This is a genomic window from Enterobacter sp. DTU_2021_1002640_1_SI_PRY_ASU_LCPMC_013, assembly GCF_032389435.1.
GTDB classification, from domain to species: Bacteria; Pseudomonadota; Gammaproteobacteria; order Enterobacterales; family Enterobacteriaceae; genus Enterobacter; species Enterobacter hormaechei_C.
In genome coordinates this window covers 2,415,341-2,438,076 of sequence record NZ_CP135594.1, presented here as the reverse complement: position 1 = coordinate 2,438,076, position 22,736 = coordinate 2,415,341, and the positions used below count along the sequence as shown (strand labels likewise).

The window sequence follows — 22,736 nt, the reverse complement described above, 5'->3', positions numbered from 1 at the left end:
TTATCGATGTGGTCAATTTGTGGACGCGACCTGAAATAAATCCTTTTATTTCATTGTGTTGAAGCGATTTCAAAAGCTCCCGAGGGAGCCTTTCGTTTCAGAACACTTTTTTATACGGGCGAACCGTGACTTTCTCGTACACGCCGGCTGCGACGTACGGGTCTGCTTCTGCCCAGGCCTGTGCGGCTTCCAGAGATTCAAACTCGGCAATCACCGTGGAGCCGGTAAAACCCGCCGCGCCCGGATCGTTGCTGTCAACGGCAGGCATCGGGCCTGCGGTCAGCAACCGACCTTCATCCTGTAGCAACTGTAAACGCGCCAGATGAGCAGGGCGAACGGAAAGACGTTTTTCCAGAGAATCAGGTACATCTTCAGCGTAAATCACGTAAAGCACGGCAAAGCTCCTTAACCGGTAAAAGTGACAATTACGTTATGTGAAAGCACAAATGACTGCAATGTAAAGATAATAACAATGTTAAAACCCTGATCTGGATGCCCCTTTTTTGCCCTCATGTACGCTTAAATTGCGCCAGGACAAAGTGTCTTATTGAATATGATTGCTATTTGCATTTAAAATCGAGGTTCGGTTTTTTAACGTTGATGATTATGACTTCGATGACCCTTGATTTACCTCGCCGCTTTCCATGGCCGACGCTGCTTTCCGTCGTTATTCACGGTGCTGTCGTGGCGGGTCTGCTCTATACCTCGGTTCATCAGGTTATTGAAATGCCGGCGCCCGCGCAGCCAATTTCTGTGACCATGGTATCGCCTGCGGATCTTGAGCCGCCGCAGGTTGCGCCGCCGCCGCCACAGCCCGTTGTTGAACCCGAGCCAGAGCCAGAGCCGGTTCCTGAACCGCCGAAAGAAGCGCCGGTGGTGATCCATAAGCCGGAGCCGAAACCTAAGCCGAAGCCAAAACCCAAGCCGGTCAAAAAGGTGGAAGAGCGTCCGAAACGCGAAGTGCGTCCGGTTGAGCCACGCGCCACGCAGCCGGTTGAAAATGCCGCCCCGTCACGTCCGCTGATGAATAACACCACGACCGCGACAAAACCGACGGTAACGGCGCCAGCAGGCCCGCGCGCGCTGAGCCGTAACCAGCCGCAGTACCCGGCACGTGCTCAGGCGTTACGTATTGAAGGGCGTGTACGGGTGAAATTCGACGTTACGGCCGATGGACGTGTCGATAATGTGGAAATCCTGTCCGCACAGCCGGCGAATATGTTTGAACGCGAAGTTAAATCGGCCATGCGCAGGTGGCGCTATGAAGCCGGTAAACCCGGCAATGGGTTGATTGTGAACATTGTCTTCCGCCTGAACGGCGGGGCACAGATGGAATAAAAGAAGCCTCCGCAAGGAGGCTTTTTTTTACCTGAGGATCAGCTCCGTGGAAGCTGGCGGGGCTTACCGTCGCTATCCACCGCCACATAGATGAATAATGCCTCCGTCGCCTTATAGCGCTGACCAATCGGTTCAGAAGAGACTTTTTTCACCCATACTTCAATGTTGATGGAGACAGACGTATTGCCGCGTTTTACGCAGCGTGCATAACAGCACACCACGTCCCCCACCGCGACAGGACGCAGGAAGGTCATACCATCGACCCGGACTGTCACCACCCGCCCGTGTGCAATCTCTTTTGCCAGGATTGCACCGCCCATATCCATCTGCGACATCAACCAGCCGCCAAAAATATCGCCATTGGCATTCGTATCCGCAGGCATTGCCAGTGTGCGTAAAACCAGTTCGCCCTGTGGGGCGTCATTTGTTGTCATTGTTTTTAAACTCGTAACTGAAGACTTCAGGCGGGATGCTACTATGATTTCTGGCTGGAGAGAATAGGGTTAGCGCCCGCAGAGCAGGCGCCTTAGGGTCAGAAGGACAGGGTCACGCCTGCGTAATACGCACGGCCTGGTTCGTTATAGGTCGATGCACCGTCATTTTCTCGGTAAATCTGCTTATCAAAGAGGTTGCTGATCCCGGCATTCAGGCGGAGATCTTTTGTCAGTTGATAATTGCTGCCGATCCCAACGATGGAATAGGCGCCAATCTCTTTATCTGACATCGCATTCTGCTCTTTGCGGATTTCAGCATTTTCTCTTGGCTTCTGGCGGCCATACATCGTCCGGCTAAGGTTCGCTGAAAGTTTGCTGCTAACCTGCCAGTCGAGCATTGTGTTGACGGTATATTTTGGAATAATCGACAGAGGGTTGCCGGTGTCTTTACTTTCAGACTGAATCATATACGTCGCATTGGTACGCCAGGTTAGCGTGTCGCGGATAACCGGGACGGTGAGGTTGCCTTCCAGTCCCTCAACAACAGCCTTTCCTCCGTTCTGCCACTGAAGGATATTTGCGCCGCTGCTTGTCTGGCCCAGCACATCCGTTCCTGAAACGATCTTGTTTTTGTAATCGTTGCGGAACCAGGTTATGCCAGCCCCGTAGCCTTCCAGCGCAAAGGCCAGGCCAATCTCTTTGTTCACGCTGATTTCAGGATCCAGATCCGGGTTACCTAACAGGTAACAGCTTCCTTCGGAAACGTTATTCGGGCAGCCATTGCCGCGGGTGGAAAGCAGATAGCCTTCGCTGGATTGATACAGGTTTGGCGCTTTAAATATAGCGTTGAAAAAATGGCGAGCGTAAGTGTAGCCGGGGCAAATCTTATTATGCTATTCATCAACTCATTTCCATTTGTTAAAAATGCGATGGCGAATATTAACGATAGTCATTATCATTACAATAAAGTAACAGCAATCTCCATAAGATCTTCATGATTCAGACATTTTCGCAGGAAGGATGTAGAGAAAAGAGAAGGCGGGAAAAGAGGCCAGACCGCGTGGCGATCTGGCCAGAAGGATCAGTGCTTGTCATCCTGCGGCATATGGCGATAAATATAAACGCCGCTGAGCAGGGTGAAGATAAGGGTCAGCGCCGTCAGGCCAAACACCTTGAAGTTGACCCAGATATTCTGCGGCAGCCAGAATGCGATATAGATATTCGCCAGACCACACAGAATAAAAAATAGCGCCCAGGCGATATTCAGACGCCCCCACACAGCCTGCGGCAGCGTCAGTTCTTTCCCCAGCATGCGCTGGATCAGTGGTTTCTTCATCACCCACTGGCTGATGAGGAGTGCGCCCGCAAACAGGCCGTAAATCACCGTGACCTTCCATTTGATAAATTCATCATTGTGGAAGAACAACGTCAGACCTCCAAACACCGCCACCATCAGGAAGGTGATGAGCGCCATCTTTTCAACTTTGCGATAGCGAACCCAGCTGTAAATCAGCACCACAGCCGTTGCCACAATCAGCGCCAGCGTGCCGGCATAAATGTCGTACAGCTTATAAAAAGCGAAAAATACGATCAGCGGTAAAAAATCAAGAAACTGCTTCATTCTGCGATCCCAGTTACTGACGAATTAACATGTACAGGCGGAACAAATAGACCAGCAGCACGGCTGAAATCAGATTGCTCAGCGTATTGGCGACAACCGCTCCGACGTTTGGCGTTAACACCGCAAAATTCGGCGCAAACAGCAACAGCAGAGTTTTGGCCAGCAGCCAGCTGACAACGGCCGGGGCGACCAGTCGCATATTGGCCCATGCGAGCCTGATGCTGCTGCGCATGGCGGTGAAAATGCCCATTTTGTCCTGCACAACCATTACTGGCGCGAATGAAAGCACGATAGCCAGCAGCACGCCCGGAACGACAACCAACATTATCCCCATCTGGACCAGCAGCGTGGTAAGGAAGATGAGGATAAACAGTTTTGGCAGCACCGGAGCGCTGGCCCCGATTGCACGTAACGCGCTGACGCGTTGGCCGGCAGACACCAGCTGGATCATCAGCAACACGCCACCCGCCAGAATGGCGTTGCCAATCAGGCCCGAGAAGGTAGATGCCGCAGATGCGCGCAGCAAGATTTGCTGTTGCTCTGGCGTCATATTCTGCACAAGGTCAAACAACCCTGCGCTGCCTGCAAGATGATCTCCCTGGCTCAGCGTGGCAATCTGTTCATCACTGGGTGAGAACGCATGACCCAGCACCACCGTAATAAAGGCGCACAACAACGCGATCAGTAAAAAGGTAATGAACTGATTGCGGAAAAAATTTCCCGTGTCACGGTAGACAGACTTCGCCGTGATAGACATGCACTCTCCTTGAGTATTGCAGGTGTTAATTAGCCGGCAATTGTACACCGGATAACACGCTGGTGGCAGCATCAAGGCTTGTATGGAAAAGCATATCTTTGTAAAGCGGCGGTAATCCATAGCGGGCGCGGGCGCGATTGCATGCCTCATTGACCTGCCCATCCTCTCCCGACATCGCGAAAGTGCGACACGGGCTGGGGCGATCCGCGTAAATGGAACAGCGTGTGGATACCCCAGGCTCACCTTGCAGTGCCACACAGCGGCTCTGTTTTTGGTTGGTGCCGCGCATACAGCTCAGAAAAGGGGTCAAGGGTTCAGTGAGATCAACCGGAACGGTGCCGCCGCCATCGCTGGCTTCAGCCCAGTAGAAAGAGACTCGAAAATACGCACAACAGGCTCCGCACGTCATGCACGGGTTATGATCACTCATGGCACACCTGCAAAAGTAGAACGCATCAAATCACATTGTGAGAGCGATAAATTATCCAGCCGCTACAGGAAGCGCAAGAGAGGGAAAACAGAAAATTTTGTAACCATGAAATGCCAAAAATTGACGCGGTAACAACTTATTGCTTTATGAGGCGTCACCAAAAATTAACCTAGATCAATGAATATTAACTTACTGGTTTTAATGTGATCTGTGTTAGATCACTTATTACTCATTTGTGAGTATATTCTCCTCCGCAATTAAAACCACAACGATGGAGCGGATATGAAAAAATTAGCGGTGGCAGCCCTTATCTTAAGCAGTCTCTCTGGCGGCGCGTACGCGCATGAAGCAGGCGAATTCTTTATTCGTGCCGGTTCGGCAACGGTGCGTCCAACGGAAGGGTCCGATAATGTACTGGGTATGGGCGGGTTTAACGTCAGCAATAACACCCAGTTAGGCCTGACGTTCACGTATATGGCAACGGATAACATTGGCGTCGAGCTTTTAGCCGCCACGCCATTCCGTCACCGCGTCGGTTTAGGACCGACCGGGGACATTGCCACGGTGCACCATTTACCACCAACGCTGATGGCGCAGTGGTACTTCGGCGATTCCAGCAGCAAGGTGCGCCCTTATATCGGTGCAGGTGTTAACTACACCACCTTCTTTGATGAGAAATTTAACGATACCGGTAAAGAGGCCGGGCTCTCCGATCTCAGCCTGAAAGACTCGTGGGGCGTGGCGGGGCAGGTTGGTCTGGATTATCTGATTAATCGTGACTGGCTGATCAACGCCTCGGTCTGGTATATGGACATTGATACGGACGTGCGCTTTAAAGCTGGCGGCCAGCAGCAAAGTATCAATACCCGTCTGGATCCGTGGGTATTTATGTTCTCAGCAGGCTATCGTTTCTGACAGAAGATATATCCCCTGTCAGCCGGTGATTGCTGTATGGTGGTTGTTCCACACACCTGGCTGGAGGGGATATCCCCAACATCAAATTTGAGTGTCCGGTTTGTGCAGGTAAACAGTTTCAGTTCACGACGTTCAGCCCAGCACATAGCCTACCTCACGGTGCTATCTGTTCCGTTTGCGGAACACGTCTCACCATTCATTCATGCCTGCCGAAGCTCAGACGACGACGGTGGCCAAAGCCAGTAAACTAGAAAAGGCCTCTGAGAGGCCTTTTTAGATCGTGAAATCACTTCTGAATTAAATAACGAATGGTTGGTCCGTCCTGCTGGATATCCAGCACGGTATAGCCGTGATTTTTGGCATCAAGCGGAATGTTATTGATCGACTGGGGGCAATCGCTCACCACTTCCAGAATTTCACCTTTCTTTAGCTGCGGTAGCGCTTCAAGCGTGGCGACGGCCGGGTAAGGGCAAGGTTCACCCACCATATCGAGACGATAATCAGGCACGATCTCTTTCATGCGGCATTCTCCTGAGTTTCAGTTTTGGCGGTGGCGCGTCGGAAGAAGCGCTTCTCTTGTGCAACAACCAGTAAGAAGGCGATAAGCAGCAGGGCATAGGTCACCAGGAGCCCCCCGAGTGGACCAAAAGTATTCAGCAGGTTGACCTTGTCCCAGTTTGTTGCCAGTACCGGAGAGACGTCATCCCAGTAGTAGGCCAGAATGGTAGAGCCAATCACGTTACCCAGACCCACCCACCAGTAATGCACCTGGCCTTCCACAGCGCGATACATCCAGCCGGTTTCACACCCGCCCGCCAGCACGATGCCAAAACCAAACAGCAGCCCGCCAATGACGGCATTTGGGCCCGCCCACATGATTTTCGGTTCCACGCCGAGCTGAACGTAGCTGAAGATGCCGATCGCGCTCACGGCCATACCGGCAATGATCGCCTTCGCCATCATGCTTCGTCCGGTGATCCACATATCGCGAAACGCGGAGGTAAAGCAGATCTGCGCGCGTTCAATCAGCAGACCAAAACCGACGCCGAACAGCATGGCCAGGCCGAGTTTTGGCTGATTCATCGCCGTGCAAATCGCCCAGGCAACCATGGCAAAAAAGACCAGCATACCGAGGCGGAAGCGACGACGCGCCTGATCGGGTTTTTGCGTTAACGGAGAGGCAGCGCTAACTTTCGTCATTTTCACCGGAATGCGGAACAGCGGCAGCAGGGTGAATTTAGCACCGAAGTAGGAGCCGATGGCGGTGGCGACGGCAAAGAACCAGGCATGCAGCGAGAACTGCGGAATACCGGTAAAGAACGCGGCCAGATTACAGCCCATCGCCAGGCGGGCGCCAAACCCGGCAATGATGCCGCCGACCACGGCCTGCATAATGCGGATGCGGCTTTTCGGCATGCGCAACTTAACGTTGTTGGCCCACAGCGCGGCCGCAAAACAGCCGCCGAACATGCCAATGATCATCATCCCGTCGATGCGGGTCAGCGGTGTGCCCTCAAGATGGATCAGTTTGAAGTAGCCCCACTCTTCGGCATGGACACCTGCCAGCTGTAATAGCTGCCCACCCCAGCGGGTAAACTCGCCCGTAACAGCCCAGAAGGTGCCGGTAATACCGAAATAATAAGTAGAGAGAATGCCTGCCGCGATAACGGCCGGAACAGGTGACCAGAACTTAACCAGGTAAGTCTGTTTGAAGGAATGCCATGACATGAATAACCTCTGAACTCAGAAGGGTAACGCTAAAAAGAGCCCAGATCATACGCTTACGCGAAAGTTTGGAAAGTCATTCACACCGAAAATATCGACAGGATCAATTTTGACCTGCTTCTTTCAGGAAGAGAGAAGGGAAAACCGCCTGACGCCGGGGCCAGACGGTGTTAACGGTTACGCCTTGCGCGTGGCCGCTTTCATGGATGTGACGAATGCGTGTAACTCAGCCAGCATCTGCTCTGGCTTATCCACGTTCTTCTCGATAATTTTCACGATAGCCGAACCGGAAATGGCTCCGGCGGCTTTCGCGTCAATCGCCGCAGTAACCTGATCCGGTGAGGAAATGCCAAAGCCCTGAAGCGGCGGTGCAGCATGGTATTCTGCCAGCTTCTCCACCAGATGATGCAGCGGCAGCGCGGCTTTGTTTTCCGCACCGGTGACGCCCGCACGGGAGAGCAGGTAGGTGTAACCTCGTCCGTAAGAGGCAATCTGGCGCAACAGATCGTCATCGGCATTCGGTGGACAGATGAAAATCGGCGCGACGTTGTGGCGCATTGCCGCCTGACGGAATGGCGCAGACTCTTCAACGGGCACGTCAGCCACCAGCACGGAGTCAACGCCCACGCGGGCGCACTCTGCGTAAAACGCATCAATACCGCGGCTGAACACCAGGTTGGCGTACATCAGCAGGCCGATCGGAATGGTCGGGTGCTTCTGACGGATCGCCGCCAGCATTTCAAAGCACTGGCTCGGCGTCACGCCCGCGGCAAACGCGCGTAGCGTTGCGTTCTGAATGGTCGGGCCATCCGCCAGCGGATCGGAGAACGGAATACCGAGCTCCAGCGCGTCGGCACCGGCATCAATCAGGGTGTCGATAATCTTCAGCGACTGCTCCGGGCCGGGGTCGCCCAGCGTCACGAAGGGAACGAAGGCGCCTTCCTGGCGAGCTTTCAGTTGTGCAAATGCGTTGTCGTAGCGTTCCATCAGATTTCCCCTCGTGCTTTCAGAATATCGTGAACGGTGAAGATATCTTTGTCACCGCGACCGGAAAGGTTTACCACCAGCAGCTGCTCTTTTTCCGGGTTTTCCTTCATCATTTTCAGCGCGTGCGCCAGCGCGTGGGAAGACTCCAGCGCCGGGATGATCCCTTCATTGCGGCACAGCGTTTTGAAGGCCTCCAGCGCTTCGTCATCGGTGATGGAGACATAATCCGCGCGGCCGGTGCTGTTGAGGAACGCGTGCTGCGGCCCTACGGACGGGAAATCCAGCCCGGCAGAGATTGAGTAAGACTCTTCAATCTGCCCTTCATCGGTCTGCATCATCGGGGCCTTCATGCCGAAGTAGATCCCCACGCGGCCATGCTTCAGCGGCGCACCATGCTCGCCCGTTTCAATACCGTGGCCGGCAGGCTCAACGCCAATCAGCCCAACGCTGGTTTCGTCGATAAAATCGGCAAACATGCCGATGGCGTTAGATCCGCCGCCAACGCAGGCGATCACCGCATCCGGCAGGCGACCCTCTTTTTCGTGGATCTGCGCTTTAGTCTCTTCGCCGATCATGCGCTGGAATTCACGCACGATGGTCGGGAACGGGTGCGGGCCCGCGGCGGTACCGAGCATGTAGTGGGCGGTTTCGTAGCTGCCAGACCAGTCGCGAAGCGCTTCATTACAGGCATCTTTCAGCGTGGCAGAACCGCTGTGCACCGGGATCACTTCCGCCCCCATCAGACGCATACGGAACACGTTTGGCGACTGGCGCTCAACGTCCTTCGCCCCCATGTAAATGCGGCATTTCAGACCGAGCAGGGCGCTGGCGAGCGCTGAGGCCACACCGTGCTGCCCCGCGCCGGTTTCGGCGATGATTTCGGTTTTACCCATCCGCTTCGCGAGCAGCGCCTGGCCAAGCACCTGGTTAGTTTTATGCGCGCCACCGTGCAGCAGATCTTCACGCTTAAGATACAGCGTAGTTTTAGTGCCTTCGGTCAGGTTGCGGCACTTTGTCAGCGCAGTCGGACGACCGGCGTAGTTTTTCAGCAGGTCAGTAAACTCCGCCTGAAACGCCGGATCTTTCTGTGCGCTCACGAACGCTTCTTCCAGCTGGCGCAGCGCGGGCATCAGGATTTGTGGGACATACATCCCACCGAACTCACCAAAATACGGGTTAAGTAATGTCGTCATCTTCTCTTCCTTAATATGCACGCAGAGTTTTAAATACCGATGCCAGCTTGCTGGCGTCTTTAATGCCCGGTTGGGACTCTACGCCTGAATTGAAATCGAGGCCTGCGCAGCCGGTTTTGGCCGCTTCCACACAGTTATCGGGGCTTAATCCCCCCGCCAGCAGGACATTGTCCAGCACTTCGCCACGCAGCAGTGACCAGTCAAAACGCTGCCCCGTGCCGCCCTGGCCGTTGTCGAGCACGTATTTATCAACATGCTTCAGGTTACGCGCGGGCAGGGTGGCGCCAACGCTTTGCGCTTTCCAGATCTGAACCTGAGGCGCCAGAACATGTCGCAGAGCATCGATGTACGCCTGATCTTCATCGCCGTGCAGCTGGACCGCGCTCAGGGATAACGCGTCCGCTTTTGCCGCAACGTCGTTGAAATCCGCATTGCGGAACACGCCCACGTAGCTCAGTGGCGCAGTCGCGATCACCTTGCGCGCCTGTTCCTCATTAACGGCGCGAGGAGAGGACTCAACAAAGATCAGACCACCATAGATTGCGCCCGCTTCATATGCGGCCTGCGCATCCTGTTCACGGGTCAGGCCGCAGACTTTGTTCTCACCCAACAACACGCGGCGCACGGCCGCATTAAGATCGTCGTGTTCCATCATCGCGGAGCCGATCAGGAAACCGTTGGCAAAGTGGCTGAGTTCGCGCACCTGAGCGTAGCTGTTAATCCCGGATTCGCTGATCACCGTGACGCCCGCGCCCAGACGCGGCGCAAGCTGGCGCGTACGGTTGAGGTCAATCGACAGGTCGCGCAGGTCGCGGTTGTTAATGCCGACCACTTTGGCTTCCAGCGCGATGGCGCGCTCCAGCTCCTCTTCGTTGCTCACTTCGGTCAGCACGCCCATATTCAGGCTGTGCGCGACGGCGGAGAGCTGGCGATACTGCTCGTCATCCAGAACGGAGAGCATCAGCAGGCAGGCATCTGCCTGGTAAAAGCGCGCCAGCCAGATCTGATACGGGTCGATAATAAAGTCTTTGCACAGAATCGGCTGCGGCGCGATGCCGCTGACAACGGGCAGAAAATCGAAGCTGCCCTGGAAATATTTCTCATCCGTCAGCACAGAAATGGCAGACGCATGATGCTTGTAGATACCGGCAATACGCGCCGGGTCGAAATCGTCGCGGATCACGCCTTTGGACGGAGACGCTTTTTTACACTCCAGAATAAACGCGGTACGCGCGCCCTGGAGCGCATCATAAAAACGACGGCTGCTCGGAACGACGTCATTCTGAAAACTGGCGAGCGGCTGCTGTTGCTTACGGGCTTCCACCCAGATGGCCTTATCGGCGACGATTTTCGCTAAAACGGTCTGCATTATTTACCCTCTTGCCGCAAGTGCGGTAACGCGATCGTAAGCTGCACCGGAGCGCAGTACGTCCAGAACTTTTTGGGCGTTGGCTTTCAGATCTTCCTCGCCATGTAAACGCATCAGCATGGCTACGTTGGCCGCCACGGCGGCCTCATGGGCGGCCTCACCTTTACCTTGTAATAAGCGCGTGAGAATGTCACGGTTTTCTTCCGGCGTGCCGCCCGCCAGGGCGTCCTGATGGTACGGGGTCAACCCGAAGTCAGCGGCCTCAAGCTGATAGTTCAGCACTTCGCCGTTATTCAGTTCCGCCACCAGCGTGGGCGCATGCAGGGAAACTTCATCCATCCCGCCGCTGTGTACCACGGCGGCGCGTTGGTAACCGAGGACGCGCAGCGTCTCCGCAATCGGCAGGACCAGTTCCGGGCTGTAAACGCCAATCAGCGCCAGCGGCGGGTGCGCCGGGTTAATGAGTGGACCGAGCACGTTAAACAGCGTACGGGTTTTGAGCTGCTGGCGAACCGGCATCGCGTGGCGGAAACCGGTGTGATACTTCGGCGCGAACAGGAAACAGACGCCCAGGTCATCCAGCGCTTCACGGGAACGCTCGGCGTTCATGTCCAGGTTGATACCGAAAGCCGCTAGCAGGTCGGACGATCCTGAACGGCTGGACACGCTGCGGTTGCCGTGTTTCGCCACCTTCAGACCGCATGCCGCGGCCACAAAGGCGCTGGCGGTGGAAATATTGATACTGTTACTGCCGTCGCCACCGGTCCCGACAATATCGGCAAACGGATAGTCCGGGCGCGGGAACGGGGCGGCATTTTCCAGCAGCGCGGTTGCCGCGCCGGCGATCTCCTGCGGGCTTTCGCCACGTACCTTCATGCTCACCAGCGCAGCGGCCAGCTGCTCAGGCTTCAGCTCGCCGCGCACGACAGCTGAGAACAGCTGATGGCTCTCCTGCTGGCTCAGGGTCTGAGCCTGATACAGTTTTTCCAGAATCGGTTGCAGGGTGTTGGTCTGCTCCAGCTTTTGTAGCGCCCAGTCGAGCGTTTGCTCCAGCAGACGCGCGCCGTTGGACGTCAGGATAGATTCCGGGTGGAACTGCATCCCGCAGACGCGATCCGCATCGTGACGCACCGCCATCACCATCCCTTCAAACGAGGCGTTAATGGTCAGCCCGGCCGGAATGTTGCTGCCGACCAGCGAGTGGTAACGCGCTACCGGAAGCGGGTTCGGCAGACCGGCAAACATCGCCTGACCGTCATGTTCAATACTTGACGCTTTACCATGGAGGATCTCCCCCGCCTGACCCACGTAACCGCCGTAGGCTTCGACAATCGCCTGGTGGCCGAGGCAGATGCCGATAATCGGCAGCTTGCCGCGCATACGGGTCAACAGCTCAGGCATACAGCCTGCTTCGCTCGGTGCGCCTGGGCCCGGGGAGAGCATCAGCACCGGGTTTTGCATGGTCGCCAGACGGTCAATTAGCGTCTGGGCCGGAACGTGGTTGCGATAGATAACGACATTGTGACCATTCGCACGCAGCTGATCTGCCAGGTTGTAGGTAAAGGAGTCGATATTATCGAGCAGCAGAATGTCAGCCATCAGAAAATCTCCTGTGCATGGTGTGCGGTAGCAATGGCGCGCAGTACCGCGCGCGCCTTACTGCGGGTTTCGTCGGCTTCCGACTGCGGAACAGAATCCAGCACAATCCCGGCCCCGGCCTGGACGGTGGCAATGCCGTCCTCAACGTAGGCGGAGCGGATCACGATGCAGGTATCAAGGTCACCGTGAGCGGTGAAATAGCCCACGGCACCACCGTAGCTGCCGCGACGGCGTCCTTCCGCTTCGGCGATCAACTGCATAGCGCGGACTTTCGGCGCGCCGCTCAGGGTGCCCATGTTCATGCAGGCGCGGTAGGCATGCAGAACGTCGAGGTCGTGGCGCAGTTCACCCACCACGCGGGATACCAGGTGCATGACGAAGGAGTAGCGGTCGACTTTGGTCAGGTCCGCCACGTAGCGGCTGCCAGGCGTACAAATGCGTGCCAGATCGTTACGCGCCAGGTCAACCAGCATCAGGTGTTCGGAGAGCTCTTTATGGTCGGTACGCATCTCCAGCTCGATGCGGCTGTCGAGATCGCGGTCCAGGGAGCCATCGGCACGACGGCCGCGTGGACGGGTTCCCGCTATCGGGTAGATCTCAATCTGGCGGCTGGTGGCGTCGTACTTGAGGGAGCTTTCCGGCGACGCGCCAAACAGGGTGAAATCATTGTCCTGCATAAAGAACATGTACGGGCTTGGGTTGCTCTTTTTCAGCACATCGTAAGCCGCCAGCGGCGACGGGCAGGGCAGTGAGAAGCGACGGGACGGCACTACCTGGAAAATCTCCCCGGCACGAATCGCTTTTTGCATCTGACGTACCACCGCGCCGTACTGATCGTCGGTCTGACTCACCTCGCAGGTCATCTTTTCAACACGCTGCACCGGGAGCGCGGGCGGTGCTTCTGACATCTGATGTTGCAGTTGGGCGATGCGCTGCGCGAGGCGATTTTTCTCAGACTCAGACGGAGTGAAAAGGCTGGCCTGGATGCGGGTATATTTTTTCTGATGGTCGATCACCAGCAGGGTTTCGGCCAGGTAGAAACAGTAGTCCGGGCAGCGATTTCCCTGCTCGGTTTCCGGTAAATCTTCAAAGCCAGCAACCAGATCGTAAGCAAACAGCCCGCCAAAAAACATTGCTTCGCGCTCAGCTTCCGGCACGGCCACCAGATTTTGCAGCAGGCGAAAGGCGTCAAAAACGGAGAGCGAGCAGAGGCGGGCATCCTCATCCAGCAGCTGGCTCACCGGCGGGAAATGCAGAATACGCAGGTCCGGGTGGCGTTCATTTTCAATGCCTGAAGGCAGCGCCGCATCCAGCAGCGGCAGGAGCGACGCGCCATTGTCAGACAACGCCCTGATAGTGACGGTGTCACCTAACGCGGTAATGCGCAGCGCGCTGTCAACCAGCAGCAGGCTTTTGAGGTCGTCCTTACTGTCGATATCAGCAGACTCCAGCAGCAGCGTCGCGGGACGTGCGCCGCACACCTGATGAAACAGCGCGGTAGGGTTATGGCGATAGGCCGCCTCGCAGGTCAGCAGTTCGAGATGAGGTTTGGCTGTTTGCATGTTGTTGTTCTCATATTCTGTTCAAAAAAAAGCCCGCTGGGTAGCGGGCCGGGTATCTGTTTGCATTTCGCAGACGCGTGACACTGCCCGAAGATCAGGAAGTACGCCACCAACCGTGCAGAGCGAAATGTGCTGTCATTTTCAGATACCTTTCTCGTGTGAACTTGCGTACTAGTTAACTAGTTCGATGGCGTGTTGTCAACCCCTGATTTCAGTATTTCACGGTTAGTCGGTATCATAGGGGCTTCGGATGTCTCCAACCTGTTATGGGAAGTGCTTTGAGCGATACCACCTACGCCGTAATTTATGATTTACACAGCCATACGCAGGCTTCAGATGGCCTGCTGACACCCGAAGCCCTGGTCCATCGCGCCGTTGAAATGCGTGTCGGCACGCTGGCAATAACCGATCACGATACCACTGACGGCATTCCCGCCGCGCGCGCCGAGATTGCCCGCAGCGGACTGGCGCTGGATCTGGTGGCCGGGGTTGAGATCTCGACGGTCTGGGAAAACCACGAAATTCATATCGTTGGCCTTAACATCGATACAGAACATCCGGCCATGCGTGCTTTTTTGCAAGAACAAAAAACACGCCGCAATCAACGCGCGGAGATGATTGGCGAACGTCTGGAAAAAGCGCATATTCCCGGTGCGCTGGAAGGCGCGCGAACGCTGGCGAACGGTGGGGCGGTGACGCGCGGCCATTTCGCCCGTTTTCTTGTGGATGCCGGTAAGGCGACGACCATGGCGAATGTCTTTAAAAAGTATCTGGCGCGCGGGAAAACCGGATACGTTCCCCCACAGTGGTGTACAATAAAACAAGCTATTGATGTGATTCATCATTCTGGCGGTAAGGCCGTGCTGGCCCATCCGGGGCGGTATAATCTTTCTGCTAAATGGCTGAAAAGACTGCTGGCACACTTTGCCGAATGCGGCGGTGAGGCGATGGAAGTTGCCCAGTGTCAGCAGGCACCCAATGAGCGTTCGCAGCTCGCGACCTACGCCCGTCAGTTTGGTCTGCTTGGGTCACAGGGTTCAGATTTCCATCAGCCCTGCGCGTGGATTGAACTGGGGCGCAAGCTCTGGTTACCCGCGGGCGTTGAGCCTGTCTGGCAGCTCTGGGAACAGCCACAGCAAATTGAAGAGAGGGAAGTATGAGTCAGTTTTTCTATATCCATCCGGATAACCCCCAGCCACGTCTGATTAATCAGGCCGTGGAGATCGTCCGCAAAGGCGGCGTTATTGTCTACCCAACCGATTCTGGCTACGCGCTGGGCTGTAAAATTGAGGATAAAGGGGCGATGGAGCGCATCTGTCGCATCCGCCAGCTGCCGGACGGCCACAACTTCACCCTGATGTGTCGCGATCTCTCTGAGCTGTCGACCTATGCTTATGTAGATAACGTGGCCTTTCGTCTGATTAAAAACAACACGCCGGGTAACTACACTTTCATTCTGAAAGGGACAAAAGAAGTGCCGCGTCGTCTGTTGCAGGAAAAACGTAAAACCATCGGCATGCGCGTGCCGTCGAACCCGATTGCCCAGGCGCTGCTGGAAACCCTCGGCGAGCCGATGCTTTCCACATCGCTGATGCTGCCGGGCAGTGAGTTTACCGAGTCCGACCCGGAAGAGATCAAAGATCGTCTGGAGAAGGTGGTGGAGCTGATTATTCATGGCGGCTATCTTGGCCAGCAGCCGACCACCGTGGTGGATCTCACCGAAGATGCGCCAGAAGTGATTCGTGAAGGCGTGGGCGATGTTAAGCCTTTCTTGTAAGTCTGTAAGCAGATATACTACGCGGCCATCAAAGCAGGGCGTTGCCCTGTTTTTGACCTGATTCGACGCCTGTGAAGGCGACACCTGAGGAAGCTCAATGAGCGAGAAGTTACAGAAAGTGCTGGCGCGCGCCGGCCACGGTTCGCGCCGTGAAATCGAAGCCATTATTGAAGCAGGCCGCGTGAGTGTGGACGGTAAAATCGCCACGCTCGGTGACCGCGTTGAAATCGTACCGGGGCTGAAGATCCGCATTGACGGCCATCTTATCTCCGTGAAAGAGTCTGCTGAACAGATCTGCCGCGTACTGGCTTACTACAAGCCGGAAGGCGAACTGTGTACCCGCAACGATCCGGAAGGCCGCCCGACGGTGTTTGACCGTCTGCCAAAATTGCGTGGCGCCCGCTGGATTGCCGTAGGGCGTCTGGACGTGAACACCTGCGGCCTGCTGCTGTTCACCACCGATGGTGAACTGGCAAACCGTCTGATGCACCCGAGTCGTGAAGTGGAACGTGAATACGCCGTTCGTGTTTTCGGCCAGGTTGATGAGAACAAACTGCGCGACCTGTCGCGTGGTGTTCAGCTGGAGGACGGCCCTGCGGCGTTCAAAACCATCAAGTTTACCGGTGGTGAAGGCATTAACCAGTGGTACAACGTTACCCTGACAGAGGGACGTAACCGCGAGGTGCGTCGTCTGTGGGAAGCGGTCGGTGTACAGGTGAGTCGCTTGATTCGCGTCCGCTATGGCGACATTCTGCTGCCGAAAGGCCTGCCACGTGGCGGCTATACCGAACTGGATCTGACGCAAACCAACTACCTGCGCGATCTGGTTGGCCTGACGCCAGAAACCACGTCGAAAGTGGCGGTAGAGAAAGATCGTCGTCGCATGAAGGCGAATCAGATCCGCCGTGCGGTGAAACGTCACAGCCAGGTCAGCAGCAATCGCCGCTCTGGCAGCCGTAATAACAACGGTTAATTGAAAAGCCCGGTGAATATACCGGGCTTTTTTTCTTCAGTAATCAATCCCAATTTGCGCTTTGATACCCGCATCGAACGCATGCTTAACCGGACGCAGCTCGCTGACGGTATCGGCCAGCTCCAGAATGTCCCGATGACACCCGCGCCCCGTGACGATCGCCGTCTGGTGTGCAGGGCGGTTCCTGAGGGCCTCCAGCACGGCTTCCAGCGGCAGGTAGTCATACGCCACCATATAGGTGATCTCATCCAGCAACACCATGTTCAGCGACGGGTCTGAAAGCATTCTTTTGGCATGCTCCCAGACGGCGAGGCAGGCTGCGGTATCGGTTTCCCGGTTCTGGGTATCCCAGGTAAAACCGGTTGCCATTACCTGAAACTCAACGCCATGCGGCTCGAGCAGATTACGCTCGCCGTTGGGCCATTCACCCTTGATAAACTGGACCACGCCCACTTTCTGCCCATGCCCGACTGCGCGGGTGGCGGTCCCAAATGCGGCGGTGGTTTTGCCTTTGCCGTTGCCGGTGAACACGATGAGGATACCGCGCTCGTCCTGAGCGGCCGCCACGCGTGCATCAACCTGTTCTTTCAGACGCTGCTGGCGCTGCTGATGCCGATCTTCACTCATTGCGATATCCCCGGTTTGCGGCCTGGCTGGGCATCGAAGGTCATTCCGGTTTTGCGACGGCTGTCGTCACCCATCAGCCACAGGTAAAGGGGCATGATATCGGCCGGGGTTTTAAGCTTCTGCGGATCTTCTGTCGGGAAGGCGCTGGCGCGCATTTTGGTGCGCGTACCGCCTGGGTTAATACAGTTAACCCGCAGGTGGCGGCTTTGGTACTCTTCGGCCAGCACCTGCATCATTCCTTCGGTGGCAAATTTTGAGACGGCGTAAGCCCCCCAGTTCGCACGCCCCTGACGCCCCACGCTGGAGGAGGTAAATACCAGCGAGCCGGAATCGGAGTTGAGTAATAAAGGAAGCAAGGCCTGGGTCAGGAAAAACGTCCCGTTGACGTTAACCTGCATCACCTGCTGCCAAATTTCCGGATCCTGTTCATCCATCGGGCGCACTTCGCCCAGTAACCCCGCGTTGTGCAGTACGCCGTCCAGACGCGGATAATGCGTGCTGATCCGCTGGGCAAGGGCCTGACATGACGCTGGCGTGCAGGTCAGCAGATCGAGCGTATACCAGGGCGTGGGGGTACCGCCGGCGTTTTCGATTTCACGGGCGACGGCCTTGAGCTTTTCTTCATTACGTCCCAGCAGAATAAGGCTCGCACCGTATTCAGAATAGGTTAGCGCCGCTTCGCGACCAATCCCGTCGCTGGCACCGGTAACCAGAATGATGCGGTTCTGTAGAAGGTTTTTTTGTGGCTGATAATGCACGGTGGCTCCTCAGGCGCATTGGGCGTGACTTGCACCTTTATTTATGACTTTTCGGCTTTATGCCCGAAACAGCGTCAGAATTCAATCAGTCTACAGGACAGAACGCTGGGAAATTAACAATTTGCAAAGATTTAAACCAGAAACGGGGGATTCCTGAAGCCGCCTCGCAGAGGTAATGTCCAGAGCGAGACGCCTGCGCAGGGCTGTTGTACACTGGCGTGAAAGATTCGTGGTTAAATCAAGGTGGAACGCGTGGAATTACTTTCTCAGTATGGGTTGTTTTTGGCCAAAATCGCGACGGTGGTTATTGCTGTCGCGGTGATTGCCGTCCTGATTGTCAACCTGACGCAGCGTAAGCGTCAGCGTGGTGAGTTACGCATTACCCGCCTGAGCGAGCAGTATAAAGAGATGCAGGAGGAGATGTCTCTGGCGCTGCTTGACGATCATCAACAGAAGCTGTGGCTAAAAGCCCAGAAGAAAAAACATAAGCAGGACGCCAAAGCCGCGAAGGCGAAAGCTAAGCTCGCCACGCCACAGGCTGACGCAAAACCGCGCGTCTATGTGCTCGATTTTAAAGGTAGCATGGATGCGCATGAAGTCTCCTCTTTGCGTGAAGAAGTGACGGCGGTGCTGGCCGTGGCGACAGCCCAGGATCAGGTGGTGGTACGCCTTGAAAGCCCAGGCGGCGTAGTGCATGGGTATGGACTGGCGGCTTCGCAGTTACAACGTCTGCGGGATAAACAGATCCCGCTCACCGTTGCGGTAGATAAGGTCGCGGCGAGTGGCGGCTATATGATGGCGTGCGTGGCGGATAAAATCGTCGCGGCACCGTTCTCCATTATCGGCTCGATTGGGGTGGTCGCGCAGATCCCTAACTTCAATCGTTTCCTGAAAAATAAAGAGATCGACATCGAACTGCATACGGCGGGTCAGTACAAACGTACGCTGACGCTGCTCGGCGAAAATACCGAAGAGGGACGGCAGAAATTCCGGGAAGATCTGAACGAAACCCACCATCTGTTCAAAGATTTCGTGCACCGCATGCGCCCAACGCTGGACATTGAGCAGGTGGCTACGGGCGAGCACTGGTACGGCACGCAGGCGCAGGAGAAAGGGCTGGTGGATGAGGTGGGTACCAGCGACGACCTCCTGCTCAACCTGATGGAAGGCCGTGAGCTGGTGGGGGTGCGCTTCACCCGACGCAAGCGCCTGCTCGACCGTTTTACCAATAGCGCGGCAGAAAGCGCGGATCGCCTGCTGCTACGCTGGTTGCAGCGCGGACAAAAGCCGCTGCTGTAAAGAAAAACGCGAGGCAGATGCCTCGCGTTTTCGTTTTAATCGACCAGGTGGTACTTCTCTGAGAGGGTATGCGCCAGGTATTTAAACATGTTAAACACGGCGGTGCTTTTCGGGGTGGGTAGCCCTTGTTCATCAAGGAAGTATTCACCGCTGAACACCAGCACGCCATTACGTTGTTCCACGCCAGTCGCTTCAATTCCCGCCAGGGTGTCTTCATGGTCGCGAATGAGTTTGTTTGCTTCGATAAGCAATGAAGCTCGGTCAATGGGTTGGGTCGTATTCTGCATATTCCACTCCTTAAACAGTGACAATAGTCTACGCCTGGGTCGCTTCGGGGGCAAATTTTCCCTGTTATCCGAGGGGATAAGAAACAGGGGCTGGCTGGCGGGATTTGCTTTTGCATGCTAATAAAGTTGCGTAACGAATTTTATCAGGTACAGTGTGCGCTTTCGTCATTCTGGCAACAGAATTGCTTGACATTCGACCGGGAATTCGTCACGAATGAACTTTGATGTGAGAAAAATACCCGAAAACTCAATGACCTGGATGTCGCCATTCTGACGTTCGGTAACACATAGGGGTTGATATCCCCTGACGACGTCGCAATATCAATGGCTCGTCGTCAGCGGAAGGGAAATCAACGTGCGGCGTATTCCTGGAAGAATTAAATTAGGTAAAGGTGAATATGGGTAAAGCTCTCGTCATCGTTGAGTCCCCGGCAAAAGCCAAAACGATCAATAAATATCTGGGCAATGACTACGTGGTTAAGTCCAGCGTTGGTCACATTCGCGATTTGCCGACCAGTGGCTCAGCCAGCAAAAAGAGCGCAGACTCTACCTCCACCAAAGGGGCTAAAAAGCCTAAAAAGGATGAACGTAGCGCGCTTGTCAACCGCATGGGTGTTAACCCATGGCACAACTGGGATGCACATTACGAAGTGCTGCCAGGCAAAGAAAAAGTCGTTAACGAGCTGAAACAGCTTGCTGAAAAAGCAGACCACATTTATCTCGCAACCGACCTTGACCGCGAAGGAGAGGCCATTGCATGGCACCTGCGGGAAGTGATCGGGGGTGATGACAAACGCTACAGCCGTGTAGTGTTCAACGAAATTACAAAGAATGCGATTCGTCAGGCGTTTGAAAAGCCGGGTGAACTGAATATCGACCGTGTTAACGCTCAGCAGGCGCGTCGCTTTATGGACCGCGTTGTAGGCTACATGGTCTCGCCGTTGCTGTGGAAAAAGGTCGCTCGCGGCCTGTCTGCGGGGCGTGTGCAGTCTGTGGCTGTTCGTCTTGTTGTTGAGCGTGAACGCGAGATCAAAGCGTTCGTCCCGGAAGAGTTCTGGGAAGTGGATGCGAATGTCACCACGCCGGGCGGCGATGCGCTGCCGTTGCAGGTGAGCCATCACAACGACAAACCGTTCCGTCCTGAAAATCGCGATCAGACCATGGCCGCCGTGGCGCTGCTGGAAAAAGCGCGTTATCAGGTTCTGGATCGTGAAGATAAACCAACCAGCAGCAAGCCTGGCGCACCGTTTATCACGTCAACTCTCCAGCAGGCGGCAAGTACCCGTCTGGGTTACGGCGTGAAGAAAACCATGATGATGGCCCAGCGCTTGTATGAAGCGGGTTACATCACCTACATGCGTACTGACTCCACCAACCTGAGCCAGGACGCTGTCAACATGGTGCGTGGCTATATCGAGGACAACTTCGGTAAGAAATACCTGCCGGACGGGCCTAATCAGTACGCCAGCAAAGAGAATTCTCAGGAAGCGCACGAAGCGATTCGTCCTTCTGACGTTTCCGTTCTGGCTGAATCGCTGAAAGATATGGAAGCGGACGCCCAGAAGCTGTATCAGCTGATCTGGCGCCAGTTCGTAGCCTGCCAGATGACGCCAGCGAAATACGACTCCACCACGCTGACCGTCGGCGCGGGTGATTTCCGCCTGAAAGCGCGCGGCCGCATTCTGCGCTTCGACGGCTGGACAAAAGTGATGCCAGCGTTGCGTAAAGGTGATGAAGACAGAACGCTGCCTTCAGTCAACAAAGGTGACGAGCTGTCGCTGGTTGATCTGGTCCCGGCTCAGCACTTCACCAAGCCACCTGCGCGCTTCAGCGAAGCATCGCTGGTGAAAGAGCTGGAAAAACGCGGCATTGGTCGCCCGTCCACCTATGCGTCAATCATTTCGACCATTCAGGATCGTGGATACGTTCGCGTCGAGAACCGTCGTTTCTATGCTGAAAAAATGGGTGAGATTGTCACCGACCGTCTGGAAGCGAACTTCCGTGAGTTGATGAACTATGACTTCACCGCGCAGATGGAAGACAGCCTCGATGAGGTTGCCAGCCATAAGGCAGAGTGGAAGAAAGTTCTCGACAGCTTCTTCAGCGATTTTACCAATCAGCTTGAGAAAGCCGAGAAAGATCCTGAAGAGGGCGGCATGCTGCCTAACCAGATGGTCCTGACCAGCATCGACTGCCCAACCTGCGGCCGTAAAATGGGGATCCGTACCGCGACCACGGGCGTGTTCCTCGGTTGCTCTGGCTATGCGCTGTCGCCGAAAGAGCGTTGCAAAACCACCATCAACCTCGTGCCGGAGAACGAAGTTCTCAACGTGCTGGAAGGTGACGATGCGGAGACCAACGCACTGCGCGCCAAACGCCGCTGTAAGAAATGCGGCACGGCGATGGACAGCTACCTGATCGATCCAAAACGCAAACTGCACGTTTGTGGCAATAACCCGACCTGCGATGGTTATGAGATTGAAGAAGGTGAGTTCCGTATTAAGGGCTATGACGGTCCAATCGTTGAGTGTGAGAAATGTGGTTCCGAAATGCATCTGAAAATGGGACGCTTCGGTAAGTACATGGCATGCACCAACGACGACTGTAAAAACACGCGTAAGATCCTGCGTAACGGTGAAGTTGCGCCGCCAAAGGAAGATCCGGTTCCGCTTCCTGAGCTGCCGTGCGAGAAGTCAGACGCGTATTTCGTGCTGCGTGACGGCGCTGCCGGGGTATTCCTGGCGGCCAACACCTTCCCGAAATCGCGCGAAACTCGTGCGCCGCTGGTAGAAGAGCTGTACCGCTTCCGCGACCGTCTGCCGGAGAAACTGCGTTACCTGGCCGATGCGCCACAGCAGGATCCGGAAGGCAACAAAACCGTGGTGCGCTTCAGCCGTAAAACGAAGCAGCAGTACGTGGCGGCAGAGAAAGAGGGCAAAGCGACCGGATGGTCAGCCTTCTTCGTCGACGGGAAATGGGTTGAAGGCAAGAAATAATCTTCCCTTACCGTAACTTACCTGTAAAAGGGCCGGACTTCCGGCCCTTTTTTATTACGTAGTTATTATTTTTTGTTCCGTACTATACA

At 55.4% G+C, this 22,736-nt stretch carries 23 protein-coding genes, 1 pseudogene and 1 other annotated feature; of the genes and pseudogenes, 7 read left to right on the top strand and 17 right to left on the bottom strand.

Annotated features, from left to right (window positions below; genetic code table 11):
* Window positions 1–97: 97 nt before the first annotated feature.
* Window positions 98–394 (bottom strand): YciI family protein, encoded by a 297-nt coding sequence (locus tag RS584_RS11625; RefSeq protein ID WP_003856755.1) that lies wholly within the window; start codon window positions 392–394, stop codon window positions 98–100.
* 221 nt (window positions 395–615) lie between these two features.
* Between RS584_RS11625 and tonB the strand changes: the two genes are divergently transcribed.
* Window positions 616–1,338 (top strand): TonB system transport protein TonB, encoded by a 723-nt coding sequence (gene tonB, locus RS584_RS11620; protein WP_032619568.1) that lies wholly within the window; start codon window positions 616–618, stop codon window positions 1,336–1,338.
* Window positions 1,339–1,376: 38 nt separating this feature from the next.
* Here the strand turns inward: tonB and yciA are convergent, their stop codons facing one another.
* The 5 genes and pseudogenes from yciA to RS584_RS11595 form a co-directional block, all read right to left on the bottom strand.
* Window positions 1,377–1,772, bottom strand: coding sequence for an acyl-CoA thioester hydrolase YciA (gene yciA / locus RS584_RS11615; RefSeq protein ID WP_003856759.1), 396 nt, complete (start codon window positions 1,770–1,772; stop codon window positions 1,377–1,379).
* A gap of 98 nt (window positions 1,773–1,870) precedes the next feature.
* A pseudogene (locus RS584_RS11610) lies at window positions 1,871–2,614 on the bottom strand (TonB-dependent receptor domain-containing protein); the annotation flags it as partial.
* A 239-nt stretch (window positions 2,615–2,853) separates the two neighbouring features.
* Window positions 2,854–3,393, bottom strand: coding sequence for a septation protein A (locus RS584_RS11605; protein WP_003856762.1), 540 nt, complete (start codon window positions 3,391–3,393; stop codon window positions 2,854–2,856).
* A 13-nt stretch (window positions 3,394–3,406) separates the two neighbouring features.
* Complete coding sequence (locus tag RS584_RS11600; RefSeq protein WP_315749890.1) at window positions 3,407–4,150, bottom strand: YciC family protein; 744 nt, start codon at window positions 4,148–4,150, stop codon at window positions 3,407–3,409.
* A 25-nt stretch (window positions 4,151–4,175) separates the two neighbouring features.
* Window positions 4,176–4,580, bottom strand: a complete 405-nt coding sequence (locus RS584_RS11595; protein WP_315749888.1) for a YkgJ family cysteine cluster protein — start codon at window positions 4,578–4,580, stop codon at window positions 4,176–4,178.
* A 282-nt stretch (window positions 4,581–4,862) separates the two neighbouring features.
* Here RS584_RS11595 and ompW point away from each other — a divergent pair, with 282 nt between their 5' ends.
* Entirely contained in the window at window positions 4,863–5,495 is a 633-nt protein-coding gene (ompW, locus tag RS584_RS11590; RefSeq protein WP_047365562.1) for an outer membrane protein OmpW, read from the top strand.
* A gap of 286 nt (window positions 5,496–5,781) precedes the next feature.
* Here ompW and yedF read toward each other — a convergent pair whose 3' ends face one another.
* From yedF to trpL, 8 genes are all read right to left on the bottom strand, one after another.
* The gene (gene yedF, locus RS584_RS11585) at window positions 5,782–6,015 is read right to left on the bottom strand and encodes a sulfurtransferase-like selenium metabolism protein YedF (RefSeq protein WP_003856774.1); all 234 of its coding nucleotides are present in this window, start codon (window positions 6,013–6,015) and stop codon (window positions 5,782–5,784) included.
* Window positions 6,012–7,223: a selenium metabolism membrane protein YedE/FdhT gene (gene yedE, locus RS584_RS11580; protein WP_017384226.1), complete on the bottom strand. Its 1,212-nt coding sequence runs from the start codon at window positions 7,221–7,223 to the stop codon at window positions 6,012–6,014. Before yedE ends, yedF begins: the two co-directional genes overlap by 4 nt.
* A gap of 174 nt (window positions 7,224–7,397) precedes the next feature.
* Window positions 7,398–8,207, bottom strand: coding sequence for a tryptophan synthase subunit alpha (gene trpA / locus RS584_RS11575; RefSeq protein WP_015570379.1), 810 nt, complete (start codon window positions 8,205–8,207; stop codon window positions 7,398–7,400).
* Window positions 8,207–9,400, bottom strand: coding sequence for a tryptophan synthase subunit beta (gene trpB, locus RS584_RS11570; RefSeq protein ID WP_315749885.1), 1,194 nt, complete (start codon window positions 9,398–9,400; stop codon window positions 8,207–8,209). Before trpB ends, trpA begins: the two co-directional genes overlap by 1 nt.
* A gap of 10 nt (window positions 9,401–9,410) precedes the next feature.
* The gene (trpCF, locus tag RS584_RS11565) at window positions 9,411–10,769 is read right to left on the bottom strand and encodes a bifunctional indole-3-glycerol-phosphate synthase TrpC/phosphoribosylanthranilate isomerase TrpF (protein WP_315749883.1); all 1,359 of its coding nucleotides are present in this window, start codon (window positions 10,767–10,769) and stop codon (window positions 9,411–9,413) included.
* Window positions 10,770–10,772: 3 nt separating this feature from the next.
* The gene (gene trpD, locus RS584_RS11560; protein ID WP_017384223.1) at window positions 10,773–12,368 is read right to left on the bottom strand and encodes a bifunctional anthranilate synthase glutamate amidotransferase component TrpG/anthranilate phosphoribosyltransferase TrpD; all 1,596 of its coding nucleotides are present in this window, start codon (window positions 12,366–12,368) and stop codon (window positions 10,773–10,775) included.
* On the bottom strand, window positions 12,368–13,930 hold the full coding sequence (locus RS584_RS11555) for an anthranilate synthase component 1 (RefSeq protein WP_193042501.1): 1,563 nt from the start codon (window positions 13,928–13,930) through the stop codon (window positions 12,368–12,370). Before RS584_RS11555 ends, trpD begins: the two co-directional genes overlap by 1 nt.
* Window positions 13,931–13,953: 23 nt before the next feature.
* Window positions 13,954–14,048: a sequence feature (Trp leader region), on the bottom strand.
* Window positions 14,025–14,069, bottom strand: a complete 45-nt coding sequence (gene trpL, locus RS584_RS11550; protein WP_071524153.1) for a trp operon leader peptide — start codon at window positions 14,067–14,069, stop codon at window positions 14,025–14,027. It overlaps the preceding feature by 24 nt.
* A gap of 127 nt (window positions 14,070–14,196) precedes the next feature.
* On the opposite strand from trpL, the gene rnm reads away from it, so the two are divergent.
* From rnm to rluB, 3 genes are all read left to right on the top strand, one after another.
* Complete coding sequence (rnm, locus tag RS584_RS11545) at window positions 14,197–15,090, top strand: RNase RNM (protein ID WP_023303837.1); 894 nt, start codon at window positions 14,197–14,199, stop codon at window positions 15,088–15,090.
* Window positions 15,087–15,707 (top strand): L-threonylcarbamoyladenylate synthase, encoded by a 621-nt coding sequence (locus tag RS584_RS11540; RefSeq protein ID WP_003856793.1) that lies wholly within the window; start codon window positions 15,087–15,089, stop codon window positions 15,705–15,707. The genes rnm and RS584_RS11540 overlap by 4 nt, the downstream gene beginning before the upstream one ends.
* Window positions 15,708–15,804: 97 nt before the next feature.
* Entirely contained in the window at window positions 15,805–16,680 is an 876-nt protein-coding gene (gene rluB, locus RS584_RS11535; protein WP_003856794.1) for a 23S rRNA pseudouridine(2605) synthase RluB, read from the top strand.
* 36 nt (window positions 16,681–16,716) lie between these two features.
* On the opposite strand, the gene cobO is transcribed toward rluB, so the two are convergent.
* Window positions 16,717–17,307, bottom strand: coding sequence for a cob(I)yrinic acid a,c-diamide adenosyltransferase (gene cobO / locus RS584_RS11530; protein WP_315749881.1), 591 nt, complete (start codon window positions 17,305–17,307; stop codon window positions 16,717–16,719).
* Window positions 17,304–18,065, bottom strand: coding sequence for a YciK family oxidoreductase (locus RS584_RS11525; RefSeq protein ID WP_017384219.1), 762 nt, complete (start codon window positions 18,063–18,065; stop codon window positions 17,304–17,306). The genes cobO and RS584_RS11525 overlap by 4 nt, the downstream gene beginning before the upstream one ends.
* Window positions 18,066–18,317: 252 nt before the next feature.
* Between RS584_RS11525 and sohB the strand changes: the two genes are divergently transcribed.
* On the top strand, window positions 18,318–19,364 hold the full coding sequence (gene sohB, locus RS584_RS11520; RefSeq protein WP_023296716.1) for a protease SohB: 1,047 nt from the start codon (window positions 18,318–18,320) through the stop codon (window positions 19,362–19,364).
* A 35-nt stretch (window positions 19,365–19,399) separates the two neighbouring features.
* Here sohB and RS584_RS11515 read toward each other — a convergent pair whose 3' ends face one another.
* A complete protein-coding gene (locus tag RS584_RS11515) occupies window positions 19,400–19,651 on the bottom strand; it encodes a YciN family protein (protein WP_003856804.1) in 252 nt (83 codons plus the stop codon).
* A 398-nt stretch (window positions 19,652–20,049) separates the two neighbouring features.
* On the opposite strand from RS584_RS11515, the gene topA reads away from it, so the two are divergent.
* On the top strand, window positions 20,050–22,647 hold the full coding sequence (gene topA, locus RS584_RS11510; protein ID WP_017384217.1) for a type I DNA topoisomerase: 2,598 nt from the start codon (window positions 20,050–20,052) through the stop codon (window positions 22,645–22,647).
* The last annotated feature ends 89 nt before the right edge of the window (window positions 22,648–22,736 follow it).